We start from the raw sequence: 24,075 nt of genomic DNA on the forward strand, positions 1-24,075 counted from the left end.
TCCCTCGCCTACCCTGCCCGGAGTCCGCTGCCGTCGGCATAGCGGATACCGTCTCGGAACTGCCGCGGACTGAGATTGGTCCAACGCCGGAATGCCCGGGTGAAGCTCGCGTTTTCGGCATAACCCAGCGCCGAGGCAACTTCGGCGATGCTCATGCGGCTATTAGCCAGCAGCCTCTTGGCGAGGGCTTCGCGCCGGTCGTCGAGCAGGCCCTGGAACGACTTCTTCTCGAGGTTGAGCCTGCGATAGAGCGTGGACTGCGAGACGCGCATTTCCTGCGCGAGCCGAGCGAAGCTCACCTTCTGCTGGATCGATGTCGGCGTCAGTGCGCCCACCACCCGATCGCCGAAGCTCTGCACTCCGACCTTCGATTCCAGACGGTCACGTAGCTGCGATTCGAGAATGACGGCGAGGGCATCGCTCAGCGCTACCGAGCGGATCGTGAGATCCGATGACTTCACGATCACCGCATTGCGGGTCTGTCGAAAATAGACCGGGCAGGAGAAGGCGTGCTCGTACCTGCGGCGCGGCCCTTCGGGGCCATGTTCGAGGTGGACCTCGACAGGATCGCATCGTCCGCCGGCATAGGCCCGGATCAGGCGGATGATGACGCCCAGCGAGTATTCTGCGTCCTGGCGGCGTGGGGAGATCCGGTCATCCCGGATCTGATAGGAAATGGAGGCGAGCTCGCCGTCCACTTCCACCGCGTTGTCGGTCGCGTCCTGCACCGCCGACACGTAGCGGCAGAGATTGGCGAGCCCCTGGCCGAGCGTATCGGAACTGAGGACCAGAAAGCCCAGAGCTCCCAGCGTTTCGGGCCCGGCGCTGGCCGACAGAGACAGACCAATCAGCGGATCCTTCGAAAACTCCGCGGCCGCCTCGAACAGGGCGACGTAGCTTCGCAAGGGTATGTGGTCGTTCACATCCTCGAGGCGCGAGGGCTTGATGTCCACCGAGGCGAGCAGCTTGCCGAGCGGAAGGCCAAGCTCCCGCAGCCGCTCGACGAGTTCTCTCGCCACCAGCACTGACACCATGGGTTCAACTGCGACTTTCATGACCCCTTTCCAATCAGCTCAGTAGGCCACGCACACAGACTTGATCTCTGTGTAGGGTGCAAGCGCGTCAGGCCCGAAGTCGCGTCCCAGACCCGATTGTTTGTATCCGCCAAATGGAAGGTTTGGATCGACCGGTACGTGCGTGTTCACGTAGACGGTGCCGGCCTCGATGCGCGGAATCAGGTCCATCGTGCGGGAAAGGTCATTCGACCAGATGCTGGCGACAAGGCCGTAGGGAGAGTCGTTTGCCAGTTGGACGGCCGCGTCCGCATTGTCGACCGGTGTAACACTCAGCACGGGCCCGAACACCTCCTCGCGCTGGATCGCCGCATCCGACCCCGCGCCGGTAACCAGCGTCGGCGAAACGTAGAAGCCGCTTGATGGGACCGCTGCTCCGCTGATTGCCGTGGCGCCGGCCGCGCCGGCCTCGCGGATCCGTTCCCTGACCCGGTCGCGGTGCTGGGCCGAGACCAGCGGATTGATCTGCATCGCCGGGTCAAGGCCCGGTCCGATCGTCATGGCCTTGACCGCCTCCCGAAGGGCCTCAAGCAGACCTTCGTACGCCGGACGCTCGACGTAGATGCGCGACAAAGACGCACAGACCTGGCCGCTGTTGAGGAACGCGGCACCGAGCAGGCCCGGGGCGATCCGGGCGGGATCGGCGTCCGCCAGAACGATGGCCGGGTTCTTGCCGCCTAGTTCAAGCGAAAAGCGTGCCATGCGATCGATCGCAGCCCGGCCGATCTGCTTGCCGGTCGCGGTCGAACCGGTGAAGCTTACCTTTGCGACGGCCGGATGACCGACCAGCGCAGTCCCCGTTGTCGCGCCGCGTCCGACGGCGACGTTGAATACGCCGGCGGGGACACCCGCTTCGATCGCCAGTTCCGCGAGCCGCAAGGCGCTCAACGGCGTGAACTCGGACGGCTTGAGCACCACCGTGCAGCCCGCCGCAAGCGCAGGCATCACCTTCCACAGCGCGATCATCATCGGGAAGTTCCACGGTGCGATGGCCGCGACGACGCCTACGGGTTCCGGCCGGGTATAGGCGTGGTAGCGCCCGCCCGGCACGACGGGGATCGATAGGTCGAGTGTAAGGCCGGTAGTCTTGGTCGCGAGCCCGGCGATGTAGCGCATGTATTCAACCGAAGCCCCGACATCGACCGCCCTGGCGATGGCAATCGACTTGCCCTGATTCCAGGTTTCGAGCTGCGCCAGTTCCTCGCCATGCTGTTCGACAAGATTGGCAAACTGCAGGAGAATGCGTTCGCGGTCGGCCGGCCTCAATCCCGTCCAGCGCCGGTCCCGAAAGGCCTGGTCGGCGGACGCCACCACCCTTTCAACATCTGCGGGGCTCGCCTCCGGGAAGCGGGCGATTGCTTCCTCGGTCGCAGGATCAAGGAGAGTCAGAGGGTCTCCCGAACCCCTCGCGAAGACGCCGTCGATAAAAAGGGCCGACGGCGCGCTAGCAAACTGCCTGACCTCGGCTGAAAGACTGATGCCGGGCATGTTTTCTCCCCAATGACGCGCGGCTGACCAACTCGCTGCGTCGTCGCAGAATGGCCCAATCCTGCCGATCAGCTGTTGATATTTGCAGTCATAAAATTGATATTTTCAGTCAAACGCCACGACAGGTTTACCCTTCACGCTGCGTTTGGCGCCGCCCTTCTGCGCCTGCCCGGAGCCAAAGGTCGCAAGGCAGCAGATGCCACGAACTGGAGGACGGGCCGGCCGCGGCGATCAGTCCCGTGGCGCGGTGTAGATTTCCTCGCCGTTGATGAAGGTGCGCAGGACCCTGGTGTCGTGAACCGTGGTGATCGGAACCTCGAAAATGTTCCGGTCAATGACAACCAGGTCGGCGAGCTTGCCCGTTTCAATCGTGCCAGTCGCCGAATCCATGTTCATCTGCCGGGCAGAAGCGCGGGTGAACATATCGATCGCCTCTTCGAGGGTGATGCGCTCCTGTGCCCCGAGGACCTCGCCTGTGCCGCCCGGGACCTGCCGAGTGACGAGCGTCTCGATGGCGATCCACGGATTGACTGAGGGTACCACTGACCAGTCCGATCCCGGAACCGAAAGCGCGCCGGCGTCGAGCGCCTCCCTGACGGGAATCCAACGTTTCATCCGCTCCTCGCCGACGGCCTTGCGGATATCTCCGATGATTGGCGACGGATACCAAATGTATGGTGAGAACTCGAAGGCGGCCTCGATCGAACGCGCCCGTTTGATGTCGTCAGGCTGGACCAGACTGTTGTGTCCGACATTGTGATAATAGCCGGAAAACCCGTTGGCATTGCGCGTCGCCTCGATCGCGTTGAGACCGGCCCGCACGGCGGCGTCGCCCGCCGCATGAAACTTCACCGTCAGTCCCATCGCATCGAAGCGCGTGACCATCACGTTGAGCTCGTCCTGGGGAATCATCAGGATGCCCTTCTCGCGTCCCTGATGGTCATCGCCGTGTGCCGAAGGCTCGTAGTCCTCGAGGAGCGCGGCCGTATGTCCGTCGGTCGGAACACCATCGAGGAACACCTTGACGCAGGTCGGACTGAACCTGTCGCGGGCATAGAACATGCGCTGGGCAATGAGGTCCGTCTCGCGAAAGATCATGCAGCCCCAGACGCGCTGTTTGAGTTCACCCCGATCGGCGAGCGTCGCATAGGCAATCGCACCGGGAGTGCTCAGGCCCGCATCCGTGAAGGACGTGATCCCGTAGGAACCCATCAGATCGAGCGACCACTTGAGTGACTCGAGGTACCGTTCCCGGCTCGGCGGCGGCACATGCCGACGCACGAGGCCCGCTGCGCTTTCGCGCAGAATGCCGGTGGGCTCGCCCCGGGCGTCCCGTTCGATCACGCCGTTTGGAGGGTTCGGCGTATCCCGGGTGATCCCGGCAACCTTGAGTGCTGCGGTGTTGGCCCAGCTGCTGTGTCCGCTGATGTCCTCGAAGACGACCGGATTGTCCGGCGAAACCGCATCAAGCATCGACCGGTGCGGTGGTGTGGATCCGAACGACGCGGCTTCATAGGCCCGTCCGGTTACCCATTCACCTGGTTTTGACTTCGCCACACAGGCAGCCGTGACGGCGAAAACCTGCTGTGGCGTCGCGCCATGCGGGATCGCGCACCGGAACTGATCGATGCCCGCACCAATGGGGTGGACATGCATGTCGTGCAGACCCGGGAGCACGGTGGCGCCGTGGAGATCGATGACACGGGTCGAGGCCCGCTTGTGGGGCGCGACCGTGGCGTTTTCCCCCACCGCCACGATCGCTCCGTTCGAGATCGCCAAAGCACTGGCCCAGCCATTCGGCGTGTAGATCCGACCATTTTCCAGGACGGTATCTGCCGGAGCCGGTTCGACCTCTTCCAGCATGCCATTGAGCTGCGCGGTCGCAGGAGTGGCCGACCCAAGCAGTAAGCCGAGCGCAAGTACAATCGTTCTCATGGCAGCCCCATCTGATGACTTGTCGCTGTCCCGCAGGCTCAATTGCCAGCAGGCGCGGTGTAGACCTCCTCGCCGTTGATGAAGGTGCGCAGCACCCTGGTGTCGTGAACCGTGGTGATCGGAACCTCGAAGATGTTGCGGTCGATCACGACGAGGTCGGCGAGTTTGCCGCGCTCGATTGTGCCGGTGGAGGCATCCATGTTCATCTGGCGGGCAGAAGCACGGGTGAACATGTCGACTGCCTGCTCGAGGGTGATGCGTTCCTCTGCCCCGAGCGCCTCGCCGCCGCCGCCAGGAACTTGCCTCGTGACCAGCGTTTCAATCGCAATCCACGGATTGACCGATGGCACCACCGACCAGTCCGAGCCCGGGACCGACAGTGCGCCGGCGTCGAGCGCATCCTTGACCGGAATCCAGCGCTTCATCCGCTCTTCGCCGACGGCCTTGCGGATGTCGCCGATGATCGGGGACACGTACCAGATGTAAGGCGAAAACTCGAACGCCGCTCCGATCGAGCGGGCGCGTCGGATATCGTCCATCTGCACAAAGCTGTTGTGTCCGACGTTGTGATAGGAGCCCGAAAAGCCGTTGGTGTTGCGCGCAGCTGCAATCGCGTCGAGACCGGCGTGCACGGCGGCGTCGCCGGCAGCATGGAACTTAACCGTGAGACCCATGGCATCGTACTGGGTCACCATCCGGTTGAGCTCATCCTGCGGCACGAGCAGCATGCCTTTTTCGCGGCCCTCGTCAGCGTGGAGGTGCGGTGAAGGCACGTAGTTCTCGACCATTGCAGCCGTATGGCCATCGGTCGGCACGCCATCGAGGACGACCTTCACGCAGGTCGGGCTAAACCGGTCGCGCGCATAGAGCATGCGATCATTGATGAGGCTCGCGTCCCGGAACCACATGCAACCTCGAACGCGCTGCTTGAGCTCGCCTCGATCCGCCAGCGTGGAATAGGCGATCGCCCCCGAGCGCGAGACACCTGCATCATCGAAAGCAGTGATGCCGAACGAGAGCATCAGATCCGTTGACCACTTGTGGGCCAGCAGCTGCTGTTCGGCAGACGGTGGCGGGACTTTCGCGGAGACCAGACCGGCGGCGCTTTCGCGCAGCACGCCGGTGGGCTCGCCGTTCGCGTCACGCTCGATGATGCCGCCCGGAGGATTGGGCGTATCGCGGGTGATCCCGGCGATCCTGAGCGCGGCAGAGTTGGCCCAGCTGCTGTGGCCGCTGATGTCGCTAAAGATCACTGGGTTGTTCGGTGCGACCTTGTCGAGCATCGACCTGTGCGGCGGCGTGTCCCCGAAGGAATCGGCCTGGTACGCGCGCCCCTGCACCCATTCACCAGGCTTGAGCTTCTTCGCGCACGCTGCCGTGATGTCAAAGATCTGCTGCGGGCTGGAACCATGGGGCAGCTGACAGCTGAACTGCTCCATGCCCGCGCCGCCCGGGTGGACATGCATGTCATGGAGGCCCGGCAATACCGTCTTGCCCTGAAGGTCGAGCACCCGGGTGGTTGGCGAGCGGTGCCGCTCAACTGCCGCTGAATCGCCCACCGCGACGATCGCGCCGTGCGAAATGGCCAGCGAGGTTACCCAGCCCGATGGCGTGTAGATCCGTCCATTGGTGATAATGGTGTCCGCCGGCGTGGGCTGAGCGGACTGCTGCACCGGCCCTGGTTGGGAGAGGGCCGGCGTCGAGGTCAGGATTGTGCAGGCAAGGGCGAGAGCAATCTTTTTCATGGTTCTGTCCAGTGTGCGAGGCCGTCAGGGCGAGGCAGGTTGGCGGGACGCGGAGCGTCCCGCCGGAGAAGATCAGTAGCGGCCGATCACGGTGATGCCGAACGTCCGCGGACGCAGGGTCGTGTCGGTGTAGAGCGAGTTCGGTCCCGGCGGTCCCGGAGTGCGCGCCCGCGTGAGCTGCGGGTTGGCGTTGAAGACGTTGTTGACGAACAGCGAGACGTCGAAGGTTTCGAGTTCGATGCCTGTCCGCAGCGAGAGGGTCGTGCTTGACGGCCGTCCAGGGATGGTCGGATCGGTCCCGCCGTTTGCAGGGTTTGTCCCCGGTACGAGTGCGGTCTGACGGCTGAGATGCTGGAAATCGAAGCGGGTGTAACCGCGCTTGTCAGCAATGTCGTAGCCGTACTGACCGTTAAGATAGATCGTCCAGGGGTTGAGCGGAATATCGTCGCCCTCGGTCACGATCGGTCGCACACCCGGCGCACGCGATGGACCGCCATAGACAGTCTCGTTGAACTCCGCCTTGGTGTAGCCAATCGAGGCGCCGAGCGCGAAGTCGTCGGTGACATTGGCCGTCAACGCCACGTCGAAGCCCTTGCTGGTGGCTGACCCAAGGTTCTCGACGAAAGTGAAACCGCACTGGGCCAGTGCGACCGTCTGCTGGATGTTGCTCCAGTCGATGTAGAACGCGCTCGCGTCAACCTGCAGGTGCCGGCCGAACAGCCGGTTCTTCGAGCCGACCTCATAGCTCCACACGCTGTCGGAATCGAAGAAGGCCGGGCGATTGGTCAGGCCCAGCCCTCCAAGCGCAGTGCCCGGAAGGGGATCGGGCCCCGCCGTGACGCCGCAGGGCAGTCCGACCGCGGGATTGTAGCCGCCAACCCGGTAGCCCTTGGCCGCCGAGGCGTAGAGCATGTTGTTGTCGTCGGCCTGGTAGGACACGCCGAGCTTGGGCGTAACGGGCGTTTCCTTCTGTTTGCCGGAGTCGTTCACTTCCGGACCTACAACGGGACCATAGAAGTGCGCATCTGCGGTGAAGCGGGTGTCGGCGACACGAAGGCCCGCCGTCACGGTAAGCTTGTCGGTGACCTTAAAGTCGGCCTGGGCGAAGCCGGCGATCTGTTCGTCGACCGCCTCCATGTCGTCGAGAACGAACGTGTAGCGCCCGTCAACCAGAGGCACCCCGCCGAAGATGATGTCGAAGAGCGTCGGCCCGCCCGGGAAGACCGGATTGCCGAGAAGCACGGGGTCATCAAGATACTCGTTCTCGACGAACTGCGCGGCCCGCTGCTTGTTATGGGAGTAGAACATCCCGACGACCCAGTTGAAGCGGGCGTCGGCATCGGACGACTGCAGTCGCAGCTCCTGGGTGAAGTTCTGCTGCTCGTTGGACTGAAGCGCACGAGCCTCGATGCCGGCTGGATAGAACGGGTTTCCGGCCCAGATCCCCGCTTCGAATGCCGTGTAGTCGTTCACCGCGCTCTGGCTGCGATCGAAGTACGAGGTATTCGAGACGAGGCTGACGGCGCCAAGCTCTAGCTCGATCTTCAGCGCCGGCAGGACGAACCGGTCACGGTTTGTGTTCGGAACGGCGCCTCCAGTTCGGTACTCGCTGCTATCGGGATCCGAGAGCACTTCCCAGAAGGCGTTGCTCTCGTCGTTGGTGACCTTCTGGTAGAAAACCGAGGGCGTGATGGTCAGCGTTTCGGTTGGAGCAAATGCCAGCGAGCTCTGGAGCACGAGCGTGTCCTGCGAATTGGCATTCTTGTCGAGGAGGTTCGTCGGCTCACGCGTGGTCCGGTCAAAGTCCACCCGGTCGATGAAGCCGCCGTCCCGCCGGTAGTAGCCGCTCGCCCTGAACGCGAGTTTGTCGTTGATCAGGGGCACGCTGAACGCCGCGCCGATTTCGTAGCTTTCGTCGCCGCTCTTGGTCGTTGCGAGCTCGGCACGGCCATAGGCCTGCACCTCGTTGAGGTCGGGGCGAGGAGTGATGAAGCGCACGGTCCCGCCTTCGGAGCCCGCGCCGAACAGGGTGCCCTGTGGTCCGCGCAGCACCTCGACCCGCTCGAGATCGAACACCGCAGGAAAGGGAGTGAACGCCGAAAAGCCGATCGAACGGACCTGGATTGGCGTGTCGTCGATATAGATGCCGGTGGTCGCGGAACCCGCGGTCGAGGCAATACCGCGGATCGAGATCGTCGCGGCCGAGGCATTCCGGCCGTCGCCTCTGGTGAGCGTTACACCGGGCGTCTTTGCGGCAATATCGTCCACCCGACGCACACCCTGCTCGTCCAGTTTCTCCTGCGAGAACGCCGCCACGCTCACCGGAACCTTTGACAGGTTCTGGTCCCTCAGCGTTGCCGTTACCACGATGTCGCCGCCCTGTTCGCTGTCACGCTCCTCCGCGGATGACGCGTCCTGGGCGTGACCCGCTACCGGGCTAGCCACAACCGCCAGTGCGGCAGCCGAAATCAACAGTCGCTTCTGACTTTTTCTGGATATGCGCATTTCCCAACCCCTTCGCTAATTAGCTGCCCCCACGGGTTTCAACTTTTTGTTTTTAATGCTTATTTCATGAGATCGTCTCGAAGGCGCCATTGAGCGCTTCGATAATCACGTCCACCTCCGCCTCGGAGATCACGAGCGGCGGAGAGAGGATGAGCTTGGTTCCGACAGGGCGTACAATCGCGCCTCGCGCACGGGCCGCGTCGGCCAGCCTGTAGGCGAGGCCCTCTTCCGGATTGATCGGCTCGCGAGTGGTCTTGTCGGTGACCAAGTCGATCGCGATCATCAATCCCTTGCCGCGAACGTTGCCAACCACGGCAGCGGTCTGCTCGAGCGGTTTCAGCCCTTCGAGAAGCCGCGCACCAGTGCTGGCAGCGCGGCCGGGAAGGTCGTCGCGCTCGACGATATCGAGACACGCCAGGGCGGCGGCGCAGCCAAGCGGGTGGCCGGTATAGGTGTAGCCGTGCATGATCGCGCCGGTGAAGCTCGCGTCGTCATCCCACGCCGAGGCGACCCGCCGGTTGAAGATCGTAGCGCCGAGCGGGATGTAGCCCGAGCTCAGCCCCTTCGCGACGCACATGATGTCGGGTTTGACGCCCCAGCCTCGCGAGCCGAACATCGCACCCGAGCGGCCGAAGCCGGTTACCACCTCGTCAGCGACAAGCAGAATGCCGTAGCGATCGCAAACCTCGCGGATCAGCGGCCAGTAGTTGGCCGGCGGCACGATAACTCCCCCCGCACCCTGGATCGGTTCGGCAAAGAAGGCCGCGACCGTGTCGGGCCCTTGGAACTCGATCTCGCGCGCAAGCGCTTCAGCGCAGATCCGGCCAAGCTCCTCCGGGTCGTCGGTCCACGGGTTGCGGTAGATCCACGGGCACTCGACCTGGAAACAGTTCGAAAGCAGCGGCTCGTAGTTGGCCCGGAACGAGGGAATGCCGTTCATCGAGACCCCGCCCAGGTGAGTGCCGTGGTAGGCATTCTTGAGCGAGAAGAATTTGACCCGCTGCGGCTGTCCCTTGAGACGCCAGTACTGCCGCGACAGCTTCATCGCGGTTTCGACGGCATCGGACCCGCCCTGCGAGAACAGCACGCGGGCCATGTCTTCCTGCGCGGTCATCTCGATCAGCTTGCGCGAAAGAAGGATCGAGGGCGGTGTCGCTGTGCCGTCGAACGGCGAGTAGTAGGCGATCTGCGAAAGCTGCTGCTGTATCGCTTCGATTACCTCGGCCCGGCCGTGCCCGACGTTGACGCACCACAGGCCGGCAACGCCGTCCACGTAGCTCCTGCCATCGATATCCTCGACAACCGCCCCGCGACCTCTGGTGATGATCAGGGGCGGATCCTGCTCCAGCCGTTTCGGATGGACCATGGGGTGCCACTGGTACCGGGCGTTGGCGGCTTTCAGCAGATTGTCATCTGCGCGATCCAGAAGGGCATTCGAGGATTTGTGTTCGGTCATGATACCTCTGTTCATGGCTCCAGGGCCGAACGGAGAATGGCTCAGTGACCGGCAATTGCGTTGACGCTTCCCTTCGTAAAATTGACATTTTCAGTCAGCGCGGCGGACGCCGGGGCACGCATCTGTCGCTCGCCCCGACGCGAGCCTCACGCTGCAGAAGTTGGAGAAAAGGCGCTCCACTCCATGCCCAGACTTGCCGCCACCGGGCGGTTGGTCAGCAGCCCAAGATGGACATTGAGACCTGCGGCAATGTGCGGGTTCTCAAGCGCCCCCAGACCTCTGTCCGCCAGAGCCAGGCCGATCGGCATAGTGGCGTTGTTGAGCGCTGCAGTGGAAGTCCGCGGGACCGCGCCCGGCATGTTGGCAACGCAGTAGTGGACGACGCCTTCCTCGACATAGGTGGGTTCGGCATGGGTCGTAGCTCGCGAGGTTTCAGAGCAGCCGCCCTGATCGATCGCCACATCGACGAAGACTGAACCGGGCTTCATTTTTCTCAGCAGCTGGCGCGTTACGAGCCTCGGCGCGCTCGCACCTGGCACCAGCACCGCGCCGATCAGCGCGTCAGCCCTGGCGGCCTCTTCCTCCAGAGCATCCGCGTTTGAGTATCGGGTTCGAACGCGTCCACCGAACAGGTCGTCGAGCTCGCGCAGGCGCCGGAGTGACGTGTCGAGGATGGTCACCTCGGCGCCAATCCCGACGGCTACCTTCGCCGCCTGAGTGCCCACGACACCGCCGCCCAGCACAACGACACGACCGGGCGGAACCCCGGGTACCCCGCCAAGCAGCAGTCCTTCGCCGCCGCTGTGCCTTTCAAGCGAGGAAGCTGCTGCCTGGATGGAGAGGCGGCCCGCCACTTCGCTCATGGGCGAAAGCAGTGGAAGTCCACCCGCGGCATCGGTGATCGTCTCGTAGGCAATGGCGCTCACGCCGCTTGCCAGCAGCCCGTCGGTCTGCGGCTGATCCGAAGCGAGATGGAGGTAGGTAAAGAGGATCTGCCCCTCGCGCAGCCGCGACCATTCGAGCGGCTGGGGCTCCTTCACCTTGACCACCATTTCGGCGGCAAAGGCGTCCTCCACGGATCCTATCGTCGCTCCGGCCGCACGATAGTCCTTGTCGGAAGCGCCGATGCCGCTTCCCGCAGTGGTCTCCACGACAACCTCGTGGCCGCGCCCGACAAACTCCCGGACGCTGCCCGGGGTCAGCCCGACCCGATACTCATGAACCTTGATTTCCTTCGGTACACCGATGCGCATTTGAATGCTCCTGTCGCGACAAAAGGAATATAGCTGTTCTGTCCGATTTTTGTTTTCATTCTATCGACAGCCCAGGTCAAATTGCACATAGATATTTAGGTATAATGCAGAAACGGCGCATATCCCATGCAATCGCTTGATCGCACAGATCGCAAAATTCTGAAGGTGCTGGCGGAAAACGCCCGCGCTCCCGTGTCGCAGATAGCGCAGCAAGTGAACCTGTCGCAGCCGGCATGCAGTCGACGCCTCCACATGCTGGAGGAAGGCGGGGTGATCACGCGGTACGAGGCCGAGCTCGACCTCCAGCGACTCGGCTTCCGGATCACCGCGCTGGTTGACATTCAGCTTCGATCCCAGAGTGAGGGCGACATGGCCGCGTTCGAGGCGGCAGTCGCCGATCATCCGCAGATCGTCGAATGCATGCTTGTTTCTGGCGAACAGGACTACCGCCTGAAAGTGATCGCCCGCGATCTGGAGGACTATGAGCAAATCCACCGGACGGGGCTGGCCCGCCTGCCTGGAGTGATGCGCATAGCGTCCAGCTTCGCGCTGCGGATCGTATCCCGCCGGCATCCTGTGGATGCCGTCGTCGACGCCGCCTGATCTAGACGATCTTCCCGAGCAGTTCGCCGAGGCGCGCATAGTCGTCCGGCCGCTTCCGCCGCATGCTTGCTGCCGTCATCACCCCCGCCAGACCGATCACCGCGATGATGAACGGGAATGCGAGGATCACCCTCGATTCCGAGCCGCTTAGCAGCTGCAGATTGGAGCACACGAGGACCAGCCAGATGCCCAGACCGAGCGCGCTCAGGAGCGGGGCCACGGCGCGCCGGAACAGTCCGACGCCGCGATCATCCTCCAGGAAGAACCGCCAGGCCGCGATTGCGACCAGCAGCTGCACCACAAGGATGCCGATAGTGGCGAAGGCGCTGAGCCAGGAAAAGACCACGGTGTAGGGATCCATCCCCGCGATACCGAAGGCCATCACCAGTGCCGCCGCGCTCACCGACTGCGCTTTGCCTGCTGCTGCCGGAGCGCCGTGGCGGGGATCGACCTCACCGAGCCACACGGGCAGGAGCCGGTCGCGGGCAAGCGCGAACAGGTAGCGCGTGATCGTGTTGTGAAAGGCCAGAACAGAAGCAAAGAGACTGGTCAGGAGCAGCAGTTCCATCGCCAGCGTTGGCGCGTTGCCAAGCCGGTTCTGCGCTGCGGTGAAGTAGAGATTGGCCGTATCGGCGGCCGCTGCCGCCTGTATCTGGCTCGGCCCGTGCTGGAGTGTCATCGTCCAAGTGGAGAAGGCGTAAAGCAGCGTAATCAGCGCCACGGCAATGAACGTGGCGCGCGGTACCGTACGTTCGGCGTCCCGTGCTTCCTCGCTGAAGATAGTGGTCGCTTCAAATCCGACGTACGAAGCAACCACGAACACCAGCGCCGCGCCCAGACCGGGGCCCAGAAGGACGGAAGGCGAGAACCCGGCAAAGCTGATGCCTTCGGGCAGGTCGGCGCTTAGGAGAATGGCGATATCGAGCACCAGCAGGATCAGCACCTCAAGCGCCATCAGCACACCCAGGAGCACACCACTGAACTCGATGCCCTTGCGGCCGCACAAATGTGCTGCGCCAATGGCGACAAGCGAGATGGCCCACCAGGGAAGGTTGAGGCCAAGATCCTCCAGCCGCTGACCGGCGACGAGGCCGAACAGCGCATAGATCGCAACCTGGATTGCCGAGTAGGCTGCCATCGCCACGAATGCGCCGGCAACGCTGCCAGGCTTGCCAAGGCCGCGGGCAATATAGCCGTAGAACCCGCCCGCCGAGCCGCAATGCCGCGACATGGCGGTGAAGGCCGCTCCGAACAGGGCGTAGACAATTCCCGCAATCAGGAAAGCGCCGGGTACCCCTGCACCGTTGCCAAACGCGAAGGCGGCCGGCGATGCGCCGACGACCGCCGTCAACGGCGCCGCGGCGGCAACGACAAAGAACACGATGTGAGACGTTCCGACGGCGTTCTTTCTGAGCGAGCCAGTCGAATTATCGTTCATGCCCCATATCCCCCAAATGCGGGGGACTGGTCACTGCTGGAAGCAGCCTCCACCCGCGCACCCTGATGTCCCGTAGCTCCCGCGCACGAACCGGCAAGACGGGGAGCTTCCGGACGATTGAAAAAAGTCAGTGAGCGACCCGAAGAGCGCGACTCGCTGTTCGTAACGCACCCGAGTGCGGCCTGTCTGTCCCCAGCTCTGGGGACAGACGAAATCGTCCACAGCACTAGAAACGAGCGCCATCGGGCCGTGTGACCGGCTCCTGGAGTGAGACGTTTCGATGACCAGACCCTTTGCCTCCTCCGCCGACCTGGCGCCCAAGACCGAAACGCTGGAGGTGCTCGCCGATGGCGTGTTTGCGCTCACGGCAGAAGGTGATCCCAACGTCGGGGCTATCGAAGGCGAGGACTTTCTCGTCTGCATCGAGGCGAGGGCCACCCCCGCATCGGCCCGCGACTGGCTGAGGCAGCTTCGCGAGCATACGAACAAGCCCGTGCGCTACCTCGTGCTCACGCACTATCACGCCGTGCGCGTGCTCGGAGCTAGCGCCTTTGCTGCCCAGGACATCATCACCAGCGAAACAACCCGCAAGCTGATCGAGGAGCGCGGCTCGCAGGACTGGGACAGCGAGTACGGGCGGATGCCCCGCCTGTTCAAGGAGCCGAAGGGCATACCCGGCCTGACCTGGCCCACCATCACGTTCGAGGACAGCTACAGCATCGAGCTCGGCGGAAATCGCGGCACGGTGGAACTGCGTTTCTGCGGCAGGGGGCACACGGCCGGCGACATTGTCGTCTGGCACGAGAAGTCCGGCACGCTCTTCACCGGGGACCTGGTGGAGGCTGAGGCCGCGCTCTACACCGGTGACGCGTTCCACTTCGACTGGCAGAGCGACACGCTCGACCGGGTGAAGGAGTTTCGCTCGCAGAACCTCGTCGGTGGCCGTGGGGCAGTCGCGAGAGGCGTCGGGGCCACCGACGCCGCCATCGAGCAGACGCGGGAATTCCTCAACGGAATGATCGAGCATGTCGGCGCGGTCCATCGGCGCGGCGGTACGCTCAAGGAAGCGTTCGAGGCCACCCACGCCGCACTCGCTCCCAAGTTCGGTCGCTGGCCGATCTTCGAGCACTGCCTGCCCTTTAACGTCCAGCGCCTCTGGGACGAGTTCGACGGCATCGACTGGCCGCGGATCTGGACCATGGAACGGGACCGCGAAGTGTGGGCGCAGCTGCAGGGCTAGAGCAGGTCGTGGGAAACGCGGCGGACATTCCGGTCTGGCGGGAAATCGGTGAAACGCCGCACCCCGCCACCGACCGGGATCATGCGACCGTGGCGATCGTCGGCGGCGGCCCTGTGGGCCTCTCGATGGCGCTCGAGCTCGGCCGGCGCGGCCACCGCGTCGTGGTGCTCAATCGCCTCGATTTCATCTCGGCCGGCTCAAAGGCGATCTGTTTCGCCAAACGGACCCTCGACATCTTCGACCGGCTCGGGGTCGGCGATGGAATTGTCGACAAAGGCGTCATCTGGAACGTCGGCAAGGTCTTCCGGGGCGACCGGGACGAGCCCGTCTACCAGTTCGACATGCTGCCGGTGAAACAGCAGAAGCGCCCGGGTTTCATCAATATCCAGCAGTATCACGTCGAGGAGCAGCTCTACGACGCATCCGCCGGGATGGACACCATCGACCTGCGCTTCGGCCACGAGGTGATCTCGCTCGAGACCGGTGAGTCCGGTGTCAGCCTCACCGTGCGGACATCTGGGGACGAATATCGCATCGATGCTGACTGGGTGATCGCCTGCGACGGTAGCCGGTCGCCGGTACGCTCGATGCTGGGTCTCGATTTCGACGGCCGCATTTTCGAGGACAATTTCCTCATTGCCGACGTGAAGATGGAAGGCGAACGCCCGCCCGAACGCTGGTTCTGGTTCGATCCGCCCTTCAATCCCGGTCAATCCGCACTGATGCACAAGCAGCCGGACAATGTGTGGCGTCTCGACTTCCAGCTCGGCTGGGACATCGATCGCGAGGCCGCAGTGACGCCCGAGAATGTCGAGCGCTACGTCCGGGCCATGCTCGGCCCCGAGGTCGAGTTCGAGCGCGAATGGTACAGCCTCTACACGTTCCAGTGTCGCCGGATGGAGCATTTCCTCCACGGCCGGGTGATCTTCGCCGGAGACAGCGCCCATCTGGTCTCGCCCTTCGGCGCCCGGGGTTGCAACGGCGGGATAGCCGACATCGACAACCTCGGCTGGAAGCTGGACCTCGTTCTTCGTGGTGAAGCGCCCGAATGGCTCCTCGAAACCTATGACTACGAAGCTGTCGTGACAGCCGACGAGAATATCCGCCATTCCACGCGCTCGACCGATTTCATGACGCCCAAGTCGGCAGCGAGCCGGGCCTTGCGCGACGCCGTGCTCGAGCTCGCCCGGGACCACCCTTTCGCCCGGCCGTTTGTCAATTCCGGCCGGCTGTCGACCGCGGTCAGCTACCCCTCGAGTCCGCTCAATACGCCCGATGTCGATACGTGGGAGCGTGGCGTTCCACCGGGAAGCCCAGCGCTGGACGCCCCGCTCGATGGCGGCTGGCTGCTCGACCGGCTTGGCGACAGGTTTGTCCTTCTCGCAAACTGCTGGACCGACCCGGTGCCGACGGGTGTCGAGCTACTCGATGTTGCCGATTATTTCTCCGCGCGCCCACTTCTGGCTGACCGTTACGGCCTCACCGAAGGCGCCGCCTATCTTGTCCGGCCCGACCAGTATGTGGCCGCCCGATGGCTCAGCCCGACGCCGGACAGGGTCTCGCAGGCGCTGCGACGGGCGACGGGATTGCAGCCATGAGCCGGCTCATCGTCGAACCCAATCTCGATCAGGTTGATGACGTCTATCAGTGGCTGGTGGACGCTCACGCGGGCCGGAACGAAACCGACTCCATGCGGCTCAATGCACGCCTCGTCCTTCTGCTCGCCAACCACATCGGCGATCCGCAGGTGGTGCGCGAGGCAATCGTGAGTGCCGCCTCGATCCGCGAAGAAGGGACATCGAAATGTACATGACCGGATTTGGCGGTCACTTCTCGACCGAAGCCGTGCCTGGCGCCCTACCGGTGGGACGCAACTCTCCCCAGAAAGTGCCTTACGGACTCTTTGCCGAACAGCTGTCCGGAACGGCCTTCACGGCGCCCCGGGCAGAAAACCGGCGCAGCTGGCTTTATCGCCTGCGGCCGGCGGCGAGCCATTCGCCCTTCATCGCCCTGGCTTCGACCCGGCTGCTGCGGACCGCTCCCTTTGATGCGGCGCCGGCGACGCCCAACCGGCTGCGCTGGGACCCGCTCGCTCTCGCCGGACCCGACTGCGATTTCCTCGACGGGCTCGTCACCTACGCCGGGAATGGCAACATTGCCGAAGGCACTGGCATGGCCGTTCACCTCTACGCCTGCGACCGCTCGATGGCCCGCGCCTTCATGAACGCGGATGGCGAGCTGCTGATCGTGCCGCAGCAGGGCGCGCTCACCCTCATTACCGAACTCGGCATTCTCGAAGTGCCGCCGCTGCACATTGCGCTCGTGCCACGCGGCGTGCGCTTCCGGGTCGAGGTGAACGGGCCATCGAGGGGCTACGTGTGCGAGAATTATGGCGCCTCGTTCCGTCTGCCCGAGCTCGGACCGATCGGTTCGAACGGGCTCGCCAATCCACGCGATTTCGAGACACCCATCGCCTGGTTCGAGGACCGGGACGAACCGACCGAGCTGGTGCAGAAGTTCCAGGGCGGGCTGTGGACTACGACACTCGATCACTCGCCGTTCGATGTCGTCGCCTGGCATGGGAATTTCGCACCCTGCCGCTACGATCTCACCCGCTTCAACACCATCAACACGGTCAGCTTCGACCATCCTGATCCCTCGATCTTCACGGTCCTCACTGCGCCGACCGACACGCCCGGCACAGCCAATGTGGACTTCGTGATCTTCCCGCCGCGCTGGATGGTGGCGGAAGACAGCTTCCGCCCGCCCTGGTTTCACCGCAACGTCATGAGCGAGTTCATGGGCCTCATTCACGGCCAGTACGACGCCAAGGAAGGCGGCTTTGCGCCAGGAGGCGCCTCGCTTCACAACCAGATGAACGGGCATGGTCCGGACCGCGCAAGCTACGAGAAGGCGATCGGCGCGCCGCTTGCCCCCCACCGTATCGAGGACACAATGGCCTTCATGTTTGAAAGTCGGGCGGTCATTCGTCCGACCAAGTGGGCGATGGAGACGCCGGCCATGCAGCTCGATTACGACGAGTGCTGGGCGGGATTCAGCAAGGCGACGCTTCCATCATGATTTTCCCGATCGACGAGACGCACAATCCCGCCCTGACAAGCTGGGTCGAGACGGCACAGGGCCATCCGGATTTTCCGATCCAGAACCTGCCCTATGCCATCTTCGCTCCGCATGTTTCTGATCCACGCCCCGGCGTCGCCATCGGCGATCAGGTTCTCGATCTGCGTGGCGTGGCCGGCCTGGGTCTGATCGATCCCGAGCTGGTCCCGGCCGTGCAGGAGGCTACCCTCAACGCCCTGCTTGCGTTGCCGGTCGAGGTTCGCCGGCGCCTGCGCACGGCCCTTTCGGCGATGCTCTCGAGCGTCCAGCACGAGCGGGCGCTCCGCCCGCTGCTTCATCCCGCAGCCGCGTGCCAGCTCGGTCTGCCAGCCGCGATCGGCGACTACACCGACTTCTACGTGGGCATTCATCACGCCACCAATGTCGGCCGCCTGTTCCGTCCTGACGCTCCGCTGCTGCCGAACTACAAGCATGTGCCGATCGGCTATCACGGGCGTGCCTCGTCGGTGCGCCCCTCGGGCGTACCGCTGGTTCGTCCCAACGGCCAGCGCAAGGCTCCCGACGCCGAGATCCCGGACTTCGGGCCATCGCGGCGTCTCGACCACGAAGTCGAGCTTGGCATCTGGGTCGCCGAGGGCAACCGGCCGGGAGCGCCGGTGCCAATAGCGGCGGCGCCGCGCCATATCGGCGGCTTCTGCCTGCTTAACGACTGGTCTGCCCGCGATCTGCAGGCCTGGGAATATCAGCCGCTCGGCCCTTTCCTCGCCAAGAGCTTCCACACGACGGTGTCTCCATGGATCGTTACACCCGAAGCGCTGGCACCTTTCTGGCGGGCTCAGCCGCCGAGGCCGGAGGGCGATCCCGATCCGCTTCCCTACCTGTGGGACGACGAGGACCAGCGCCAGGGAGCGCTCGGGCTGGAACTGCGAGCCTCGCTCTCGTCGGCCGGCATGCGGAACGCGGAACTGGCCCCCCAGTTGCTGAGCCGCGCCGCGGCCTCCAACATGTACTGGACCACCGCCCAGATCCTCACTCACCATACGTCGAACGGCTGCAACCTGCGGCCTGGCGACCTGCTTGGCACCGGGACGATTTCGGGACCCACGCGCGAGGGGTATGGCAGCCTGCTCGAGATCTCGCGGGGCGGAGCCGAGCCGATAGACCTGCCGACCGGCGAGACGCGTACCTTTCTGGAAGACGGCGACGAGGTGGTCCTTTCCGCGCGCGCCAGCCGCGAGGGGTTTGTCGGGGTCGGCTTTGGCGAGTGCCGCGCCGTCGTGCTGCCGGCACCGGCGCCATGATCACGCTCCACGGCTACTGGCGCTCGACCGCCTCGTGGCGAGTTCGCATCGCACTCGGGCTCAAGGATCTTCCCTACCGACAGGTCACGCATGACCTGCGGACGGGAGAGCAGCGGCTCGGGGCCTTTGCAGACCTGTCACCGCAGGGTCTGGTGCCAGCGATCGAGGCGAACGGGACAATTCTCACGCAAAGCCTTGCGATTATCGAGTGGCTCGAAGAGCAGTGGCCCGAACCGCGTCTCCTGCCCAATGATCCCGCAGGCCGCGCGATCGTCCGGGCAATGTCCCAGATCATTGCGTGCGACATTCATCCGCTCAACAACCTGCGTGTGCTGACCGAGCTGCGCGCGCAGCTCGGTTTCGACGAAGCGAAGGTGAAGGACTGGATTGCGCGGTGGACGCGCGCGGGCCTGGCCGCGCTGGAGGTGCTGGTCGCCAGGCACGGTGGGCTGTTCGCCTACGGCGAAGCTCCTGGCATGGCCGACTGTTGCCTAGTTCCGCAGCTGTTCGCGGCCGAACGGTTTGAAGTGGATGTGTCCGATTTTCCGCATTTGCTCGCCGTGGCCGACCGGGCCCGGCAGCTTGATGCGTTCAGCCGGGCGATCCCCGCCGTCCAGCCGGACGCTGACTAGAGGAATTCGGCAACGAGCGAAGCGGCGCTGCTGATGCCGAGACGCTCATAGGCGCGCCGCCGGTAGGTGATCACCGTTCCGGCCCGGATTCCGAGCGCGAGCGCGATCTCACCCGAGGTCTTCCCGATCATGGTCAGCGCGCAAACCCGGGTCTCGCGCTCGGTCAGGACGGGGAAACGGCTCCGGAGCCGCCTCGCCAGTCGCTCGTCTACGCGTTCGTACCGCGACCTGGTACCGTGTCCGCGGCGACGCAGGAACGGCGCTGCGATCGAGCCGAAAGCCGCCAGCTGCCGGATTGTGTCCTGCCCGACGCCCTGATCGCCGAGATAGACGTTGAGGATCGTCCACTCCTCGCCCGCAGCCGCGTGTGCGACAGAGATCTTTTGGCTGAATGCCGGGTTCTCGAAGCAGGTCTGCCGGTAGGTCGCATCACCGATCCGGTCTGCCCTCAGCACATCGACAAGCGTCGTTTCCTGGCCTTCAAGGATCGGCAGCGAATGCAGGGTCGGATCGAGGCGGTGATATCCGCGGGCATAGCGATCCACCCGGTTGGCCGTACCATGCGGCCGACCGTACCAGCCGAGAGGTAGGGGATCGGAATCCCTCGCGGCGTAATGGAACCCGTTCACCTCGGCGGCCGGCCCCTTCTCCTGCAGGATGCCGAGGAGGATCTCGTCGAACCGGTCGTCGTCGATATGATCGACGAGGCGCGCAATATGCGAGGCTTCCACCCGGGCGTGCGCAGGAATCGGTGTCCAGGCCATCTCACCCCTCCGGGATCACTTCCCAGCTGGAAGCGGCCGAGTAGTCGCGCATCCGGAGCGCGAATTCAACTGATCAAGTCGACGTGTCGTCCTTGGTCGATCGAGCATCAAACCTCGCCTCCTTGTGCTGAGGCGGATCGATCCAGGTTTCCCCCAAACTGGCCTGGTGGTGGCCATGGCTTTTCGGTTCACTGCGGACAACCAACGTGCGTCAATTGAATTTCCGCATTGCGCCCGTGTCAGTCATCTAACTTGGCTTCGTTGGCGCCCGAAAGCTGTCGTTCGCCAAGCTTGCACTGGCCGGTCAGGCGTGCATCCAGCCCGGGTTATCGTAGATCTCGCCATAGCTTCCCGCCTCGATGCAGCGGATGCCGACCGATTCAAGGAAGAAGTGCTTGCCGGCCTGCCGCTCGTCGCGCGGGTCGTCGACATAGATGTACCAGGCATCATGACGCCGTTCGGGGAACATGCGGAAATACTTCGCCCGCTCGATCAGCAGCCAGCGCAGGAAGACCTCGTTCTCCGCCAGCGCGAGGCCGACGAACAGGAGCGGCTTGTTGAAGACGAGGTGCATCCAGGTGCGGGCGCCCTGCCAGTCGCGGCGGTTCTTGGCGCGGAAAAGGCTCTCGTCGCTGCGGCCCTGGATCCAGCCGCCTGCGCGGCGCACCGATTGCATGTAGTGGCTGAGGCCGAGACGGATACTGGTCTTGTACCGGGCCATGCCGTTGATGTGCCAGATGCCGAAGTCGGCGCAGGGATCGTCGATCAGGTGGCGGGCGAAGTGGCAGCCCCAGGGATAAAAAGCGGTAAACTTCGGGTCGGGCGGGAACTGGAACTCGCAGTCGGCCGCGTGGCTGAGGACCTCGTCGAAGTTGGTGGTCAGAACCGGGGTGCGATGACGCCTCGCCCATTCCATGATCCGGCGGTGGTGCGGAAACGGACGCCAGTCGGCCATCGACTGGCAGAACTCGGCCTGCAGCGCGCCGGTGCGGCCATCCGACTTGAGCTCGACGACATCGTAGAATTCGGTGAGCGCGGTGCCCGGCGGCACCTTGGTGACGCCCGGGATGCAGTCGCGCGCGATGCCGATCAGCAGCGCGTCCCAGCTGTTGACCGCGGCGGCATTGGCATGACGGTTAATGCCGTTGCCGATCACGAGCGCCAAGTCCGGCTCGCGCCGTCGCAGCAAGGTCTCCAGCTTCATCCCCGTTCCCTCGTCCTAATATCCATCTCGCCGCCTTCGCGCCGACGACCGGCCCCCCACCGCCTGCAAAGGGATCAATATGTAGCGTCCTCCACCTGCAGGCCGAGATCGAAATCGCTGTCGCGGCCGATGGTGCCGAGGTGCCGGTTGCCGTCGAGATGGGTCAGTCGATAGGCGTGCGCGATGCCGCCTTCGGCGCGCGTGCTGGTAAACCGCTCGGTATGGACAAGGTCGTTGACCGCAAGGATGTTGAGCGCCGGGCGGATGCGATCGTTCGCAACGCCGCAATGCTCGGTGATCTTCTCGTAGCTGATCGGCGCCATGTTCATCGCCCGATTGCGGCGCGCCGCGAACAGGAAATAGAGCTTGAGCGCGTCGAGCTCCGCGCGCGAGCGCAGCCTGAACTCGCTGAAGGCGCGGACGCGGTCGCCGACATACAGGCCGTTTGCGGGCAGCTTCGCCCAGTTGGCGAGGGGATTGTAGTCGACCAGGCGGTAACCGCTGCGCTGGCCGGCGATCTTCTCGATCAGGTCGCGCGTCTCGAGGATCGCCAGACCGCCGGCGACCTTCGCCCGGCTCAGGTCGGCGGCCTGGCAGAGCTGGTCGTAAGTCAGCTTCACCAACCCGTCATCGGGATCCATGTGATGGGCGAGGACGGCCAGCAGCATCAGTGCCGCGGTCTCGTCCGACCCGCCCTGCTGCCACTTGAACGCCTTGAGCCCGCCCGCATCGATCCAGCGGACGGGCAGCTTCACGAACACGGGGCGCTTCGCCTTCACTTCGACTGCCCCTTCACGACACTGTGCACGACGTAGAGGCAACCCGCGGCGAGGGTGATCGCGGCCAACGCGATGAGCCCGATCCACTGTTCGGGCGGGAGGCCGGAGAAATGGGAGAGGAAATCCAGAATGTCCTTCATCGACGATGCTCCTGTCAGTTCGACATGAGCTTTTTTGCTAGATCCTATCGTTCTATATCTAGAAACACTCGCTATCAATCCTGCCGCCTGAAGCGACAATAATGTATTAATTATAATAGCTTGATGGCCAGGATTGCAGTGTTCGGCAGAAACCAATTCAGTTCACGAAGACGCGCTGGTGAACTCCTGGGCATCAAATGGACGATCAGATCCCGAATCGCTCCTTGATCACCACCGCCTCGATCGCCAGGCGATACGGGACATCGCTATCAACGATCGCCGCGAGGGCGTAACCGTAGGGTGGTGTTGGTTTTGCGTCCCCGCACGCCAAAGCAGACTGTCAGCTATCTCTTGGTCCCGATTGGCAAGGAGACCGGCCGATAACGGCCAAAGGCGGCGGTTTGATCAAACTGCCTCCTATGTCTGCATTCAACCCATCTCGGAGATTTCTGGCAATTCGCGATCGTCACTAAAGCGGACGCCGAGGGCCAGCGCTCATTGCAACAGGTGCTCCCATTCCGTTCCGATGGCGGCGTCATGCGCATCCAATTCGGCGAGCGCCTTCTTGCCCAATGAGGCACGCGGTTGCCATTCCGGGCGGCGGGACAGCCATAGCGCCGCAGCGCGCATATCCGGACGATCGGCGCGGGTCGCGGCGCGGTACACCGAATGGATCACCCGAACATCGGCTTCCAGCTCGCCAACTCGAAGTTCGTGTCGGAAATAGCGGCGTAGGGTCGGGGGAGACACATTGAGGAGCAGGCTGATCTGCTCAATCGACTGGCCGAAGCCGGCCATCAGTCTGACCTGCCGCCTGTCTTGCTCTGTTGGTTTGTACTTGGCGCCGCTTCGCATCGGGATCGCTCCGGGATCAGGCCCGGTGCCAGTCTAGCAAAGCGCAGTGAGGCGGGGAAGCCCGCGGCTGGGGCGCCGATTTGGTGAAATTCCGCGCGCATGTGCTGCGACGAAAATCAGCGGTTTAGCCCAAACCTTTTCCGATCTCGCGGGGGTCAAAAAAATCCCTCGGTAACAACTAGGGCGGTGCGGCGGGCCCATCCTGTGAGCGCGGGCCCCGCCCCCCCGGCGCCCGAACTGCCCCGGCGCTCGCGCCTTCTAGGATCCGACGCACACCCGCTGGATCGCACTGAATCGTCGCCTGCTTGGGATCATCGAATGCCCAATTAAACTCAGCTTCCAATTGCTCGACCACTGGCTTCGCGTCAGACAGCAATCCTTCGAGTTGGGCCACACGCCAGCCGGTGGCCAGATGATCCACCGACCAGAGGCGGGCTTCCACTTTGCGCAGTGCCAGAAGCCCGAACACGTGACCTTTGACTGTCACCCAGCCGGCATCGTCGGTTTGCCCAGCAATAGTTTCATGCAACCAGATATCGTATTCGCACTGGCGCCACTTGTTCTCGGCCATGGTCTATCTCCT

Annotated in this window: 22 protein-coding genes; 7 read left to right on the plus strand and 15 right to left on the minus strand. The window is 63.9% G+C overall.

Annotated features, from left to right (window positions below; translation table 11 throughout):
* Nucleotides 1–8 precede the first annotated feature (8 nt).
* The 7 genes from ASD76_RS09525 to ald all read right to left on the minus strand — a co-directional run bounded on the left by ASD76_RS09525 (nucleotide 9) and on the right by ald (nucleotide 11,455).
* Nucleotides 9–1,055 (minus strand): AraC family transcriptional regulator, encoded by a 1,047-nt coding sequence (locus tag ASD76_RS09525; RefSeq protein ID WP_055921708.1) that lies wholly within the window; start codon nucleotides 1,053–1,055, stop codon nucleotides 9–11.
* Nucleotides 1,056–1,073: 18 nt separating this feature from the next.
* The gene (locus ASD76_RS09530) at nucleotides 1,074–2,561 is read right to left on the minus strand and encodes an aldehyde dehydrogenase family protein (RefSeq protein ID WP_055921711.1); all 1,488 of its coding nucleotides are present in this window, start codon (nucleotides 2,559–2,561) and stop codon (nucleotides 1,074–1,076) included.
* 231 nt (nucleotides 2,562–2,792) lie between these two features.
* Complete coding sequence (locus tag ASD76_RS09535) at nucleotides 2,793–4,424, minus strand: amidohydrolase (protein ID WP_235506602.1); 1,632 nt, start codon at nucleotides 4,422–4,424, stop codon at nucleotides 2,793–2,795.
* 110 nt (nucleotides 4,425–4,534) lie between these two features.
* Nucleotides 4,535–6,241 carry an amidohydrolase gene (locus tag ASD76_RS09540; protein ID WP_055921716.1) on the minus strand — a complete coding sequence of 569 codons (1,707 nt, stop codon included), beginning with the start codon at nucleotides 6,239–6,241 and terminating at the stop codon, nucleotides 4,535–4,537.
* 72 nt (nucleotides 6,242–6,313) lie between these two features.
* Nucleotides 6,314–8,746: a TonB-dependent receptor gene (locus tag ASD76_RS09545; protein ID WP_156457625.1), complete on the minus strand. Its 2,433-nt coding sequence runs from the start codon at nucleotides 8,744–8,746 to the stop codon at nucleotides 6,314–6,316.
* A gap of 64 nt (nucleotides 8,747–8,810) precedes the next feature.
* Nucleotides 8,811–10,202, minus strand: coding sequence for an aminotransferase class III-fold pyridoxal phosphate-dependent enzyme (locus tag ASD76_RS09550; protein ID WP_082553710.1), 1,392 nt, complete (start codon nucleotides 10,200–10,202; stop codon nucleotides 8,811–8,813).
* A gap of 146 nt (nucleotides 10,203–10,348) precedes the next feature.
* On the minus strand, nucleotides 10,349–11,455 hold the full coding sequence (gene ald / locus ASD76_RS09555; RefSeq protein ID WP_055921721.1) for an alanine dehydrogenase: 1,107 nt from the start codon (nucleotides 11,453–11,455) through the stop codon (nucleotides 10,349–10,351).
* Nucleotides 11,456–11,581: 126 nt separating this feature from the next.
* Here ald and ASD76_RS09560 point away from each other — a divergent pair, with 126 nt between their 5' ends.
* Nucleotides 11,582–12,058 carry an Lrp/AsnC family transcriptional regulator gene (locus ASD76_RS09560; protein ID WP_055921724.1) on the plus strand — a complete coding sequence of 159 codons (477 nt, stop codon included), beginning with the start codon at nucleotides 11,582–11,584 and terminating at the stop codon, nucleotides 12,056–12,058.
* 1 nt (nucleotide 12,059) lies between these two features.
* On the opposite strand, the gene ASD76_RS09565 is transcribed toward ASD76_RS09560, so the two are convergent.
* Nucleotides 12,060–13,496, minus strand: a complete 1,437-nt coding sequence (locus ASD76_RS09565) for an APC family permease (RefSeq protein WP_055921727.1) — start codon at nucleotides 13,494–13,496, stop codon at nucleotides 12,060–12,062.
* A 280-nt stretch (nucleotides 13,497–13,776) separates the two neighbouring features.
* Between ASD76_RS09565 and ASD76_RS09570 the strand changes: the two genes are divergently transcribed.
* Genes ASD76_RS09570 through maiA form a run of 6 tightly spaced genes read left to right on the plus strand, consistent with a single transcriptional unit; the run spans nucleotide 13,777 to nucleotide 19,750 of the window.
* Nucleotides 13,777–14,736, plus strand: coding sequence for an MBL fold metallo-hydrolase (locus tag ASD76_RS09570; protein WP_055921728.1), 960 nt, complete (start codon nucleotides 13,777–13,779; stop codon nucleotides 14,734–14,736).
* A complete protein-coding gene (locus ASD76_RS09575; protein WP_235506603.1) occupies nucleotides 14,715–16,334 on the plus strand; it encodes an FAD-dependent oxidoreductase in 1,620 nt (539 codons plus the stop codon). Before ASD76_RS09570 ends, ASD76_RS09575 begins: the two co-directional genes overlap by 22 nt.
* Complete coding sequence (locus tag ASD76_RS09580; protein WP_055921731.1) at nucleotides 16,331–16,549, plus strand: DUF2783 domain-containing protein; 219 nt, start codon at nucleotides 16,331–16,333, stop codon at nucleotides 16,547–16,549. Before ASD76_RS09575 ends, ASD76_RS09580 begins: the two co-directional genes overlap by 4 nt.
* A complete protein-coding gene (hmgA, locus tag ASD76_RS09585; RefSeq protein ID WP_055921735.1) occupies nucleotides 16,546–17,817 on the plus strand; it encodes a homogentisate 1,2-dioxygenase in 1,272 nt (423 codons plus the stop codon). Before ASD76_RS09580 ends, hmgA begins: the two co-directional genes overlap by 4 nt.
* Entirely contained in the window at nucleotides 17,814–19,118 is a 1,305-nt protein-coding gene (gene fahA / locus ASD76_RS09590; protein WP_055921739.1) for a fumarylacetoacetase, read from the plus strand. The genes hmgA and fahA overlap by 4 nt, the downstream gene beginning before the upstream one ends.
* Nucleotides 19,082–19,750, plus strand: coding sequence for a maleylacetoacetate isomerase (gene maiA, locus ASD76_RS09595; protein ID WP_321164426.1), 669 nt, complete (start codon nucleotides 19,082–19,084; stop codon nucleotides 19,748–19,750). Before fahA ends, maiA begins: the two co-directional genes overlap by 37 nt.
* On the opposite strand, the gene ASD76_RS09600 is transcribed toward maiA, so the two are convergent.
* The 7 genes from ASD76_RS09600 to ASD76_RS09620 all read right to left on the minus strand — a co-directional run bounded on the left by ASD76_RS09600 (nucleotide 19,747) and on the right by ASD76_RS09620 (nucleotide 24,063).
* Nucleotides 19,747–20,514, minus strand: coding sequence for a helix-turn-helix transcriptional regulator (locus ASD76_RS09600; RefSeq protein WP_055921741.1), 768 nt, complete (start codon nucleotides 20,512–20,514; stop codon nucleotides 19,747–19,749). The genes maiA and ASD76_RS09600 overlap by 4 nt on opposite strands.
* A 304-nt stretch (nucleotides 20,515–20,818) precedes the next feature.
* Nucleotides 20,819–21,718, minus strand: coding sequence for a hypothetical protein (locus ASD76_RS09605; RefSeq protein WP_055921744.1), 900 nt, complete (start codon nucleotides 21,716–21,718; stop codon nucleotides 20,819–20,821).
* A gap of 74 nt (nucleotides 21,719–21,792) precedes the next feature.
* Nucleotides 21,793–22,497, minus strand: coding sequence for a hypothetical protein (locus ASD76_RS09610; protein ID WP_055921748.1), 705 nt, complete (start codon nucleotides 22,495–22,497; stop codon nucleotides 21,793–21,795).
* Entirely contained in the window at nucleotides 22,494–22,637 is a 144-nt protein-coding gene (locus tag ASD76_RS18255) for a hypothetical protein (protein WP_156457626.1), read from the minus strand. The genes ASD76_RS09610 and ASD76_RS18255 overlap by 4 nt, the downstream gene beginning before the upstream one ends.
* A 205-nt stretch (nucleotides 22,638–22,842) precedes the next feature.
* Entirely contained in the window at nucleotides 22,843–22,968 is a 126-nt protein-coding gene (locus ASD76_RS18750) for a hypothetical protein (RefSeq protein ID WP_268760319.1), read from the minus strand.
* 164 nt (nucleotides 22,969–23,132) lie between these two features.
* Nucleotides 23,133–23,435 carry a hypothetical protein gene (locus ASD76_RS09615; RefSeq protein WP_156457627.1) on the minus strand — a complete coding sequence of 101 codons (303 nt, stop codon included), beginning with the start codon at nucleotides 23,433–23,435 and terminating at the stop codon, nucleotides 23,133–23,135.
* A gap of 235 nt (nucleotides 23,436–23,670) precedes the next feature.
* Nucleotides 23,671–24,063, minus strand: coding sequence for a hypothetical protein (locus ASD76_RS09620; RefSeq protein WP_055921754.1), 393 nt, complete (start codon nucleotides 24,061–24,063; stop codon nucleotides 23,671–23,673).
* Nucleotides 24,064–24,075: the final 12 nt, after the last annotated feature.

Source organism: Altererythrobacter sp. Root672 (genome assembly GCF_001427865.1).
Classification (GTDB): Bacteria; Pseudomonadota; Alphaproteobacteria; order Sphingomonadales; family Sphingomonadaceae; genus Croceibacterium_A.

Coding starts and splice junctions, on each gene's coding strand:
- ASD76_RS18255 (WP_156457626.1), bottom strand. CDS start 22,637: ATGAAGGACATTCTGGATTTCCTCTCCCATTTCTCCGGCCTCCCGCCC.
- ASD76_RS09615 (WP_156457627.1), bottom strand. CDS start 23,435: ATGGCCGGCTTCGGCCAGTCGATTGAGCAGATCAGCCTGCTCCTCAAT.
- ASD76_RS09600 (WP_055921741.1), bottom strand. CDS start 20,514: ATGGCCTGGACACCGATTCCTGCGCACGCCCGGGTGGAAGCCTCGCAT.
- hmgA (WP_055921735.1), top strand. CDS start 16,546: ATGACCGGATTTGGCGGTCACTTCTCGACCGAAGCCGTGCCTGGCGCC.
- ASD76_RS09560 (WP_055921724.1), top strand. CDS start 11,582: ATGCAATCGCTTGATCGCACAGATCGCAAAATTCTGAAGGTGCTGGCG.
- ald (WP_055921721.1), bottom strand. CDS start 11,455: ATGCGCATCGGTGTACCGAAGGAAATCAAGGTTCATGAGTATCGGGTC.
- ASD76_RS09570 (WP_055921728.1), top strand. CDS start 13,777: ATGACCAGACCCTTTGCCTCCTCCGCCGACCTGGCGCCCAAGACCGAA.
- ASD76_RS09530 (WP_055921711.1), bottom strand. CDS start 2,561: ATGCCCGGCATCAGTCTTTCAGCCGAGGTCAGGCAGTTTGCTAGCGCG.
- ASD76_RS09545 (WP_156457625.1), bottom strand. CDS start 8,746: ATGCGCATATCCAGAAAAAGTCAGAAGCGACTGTTGATTTCGGCTGCC.
- ASD76_RS09550 (WP_082553710.1), bottom strand. CDS start 10,202: ATGACCGAACACAAATCCTCGAATGCCCTTCTGGATCGCGCAGATGAC.
- ASD76_RS09605 (WP_055921744.1), bottom strand. CDS start 21,718: ATGAAGCTGGAGACCTTGCTGCGACGGCGCGAGCCGGACTTGGCGCTC.
- fahA (WP_055921739.1), top strand. CDS start 17,814: ATGATTTTCCCGATCGACGAGACGCACAATCCCGCCCTGACAAGCTGG.
- ASD76_RS09565 (WP_055921727.1), bottom strand. CDS start 13,496: ATGAACGATAATTCGACTGGCTCGCTCAGAAAGAACGCCGTCGGAACG.
- ASD76_RS09525 (WP_055921708.1), bottom strand. CDS start 1,055: ATGAAAGTCGCAGTTGAACCCATGGTGTCAGTGCTGGTGGCGAGAGAA.
- ASD76_RS09540 (WP_055921716.1), bottom strand. CDS start 6,241: ATGAAAAAGATTGCTCTCGCCCTTGCCTGCACAATCCTGACCTCGACG.
- ASD76_RS09580 (WP_055921731.1), top strand. CDS start 16,331: ATGAGCCGGCTCATCGTCGAACCCAATCTCGATCAGGTTGATGACGTC.
- ASD76_RS09620 (WP_055921754.1), bottom strand. CDS start 24,063: ATGGCCGAGAACAAGTGGCGCCAGTGCGAATACGATATCTGGTTGCAT.
- ASD76_RS09535 (WP_235506602.1), bottom strand. CDS start 4,424: ATGCTGGAAGAGGTCGAACCGGCTCCGGCAGATACCGTCCTGGAAAAT.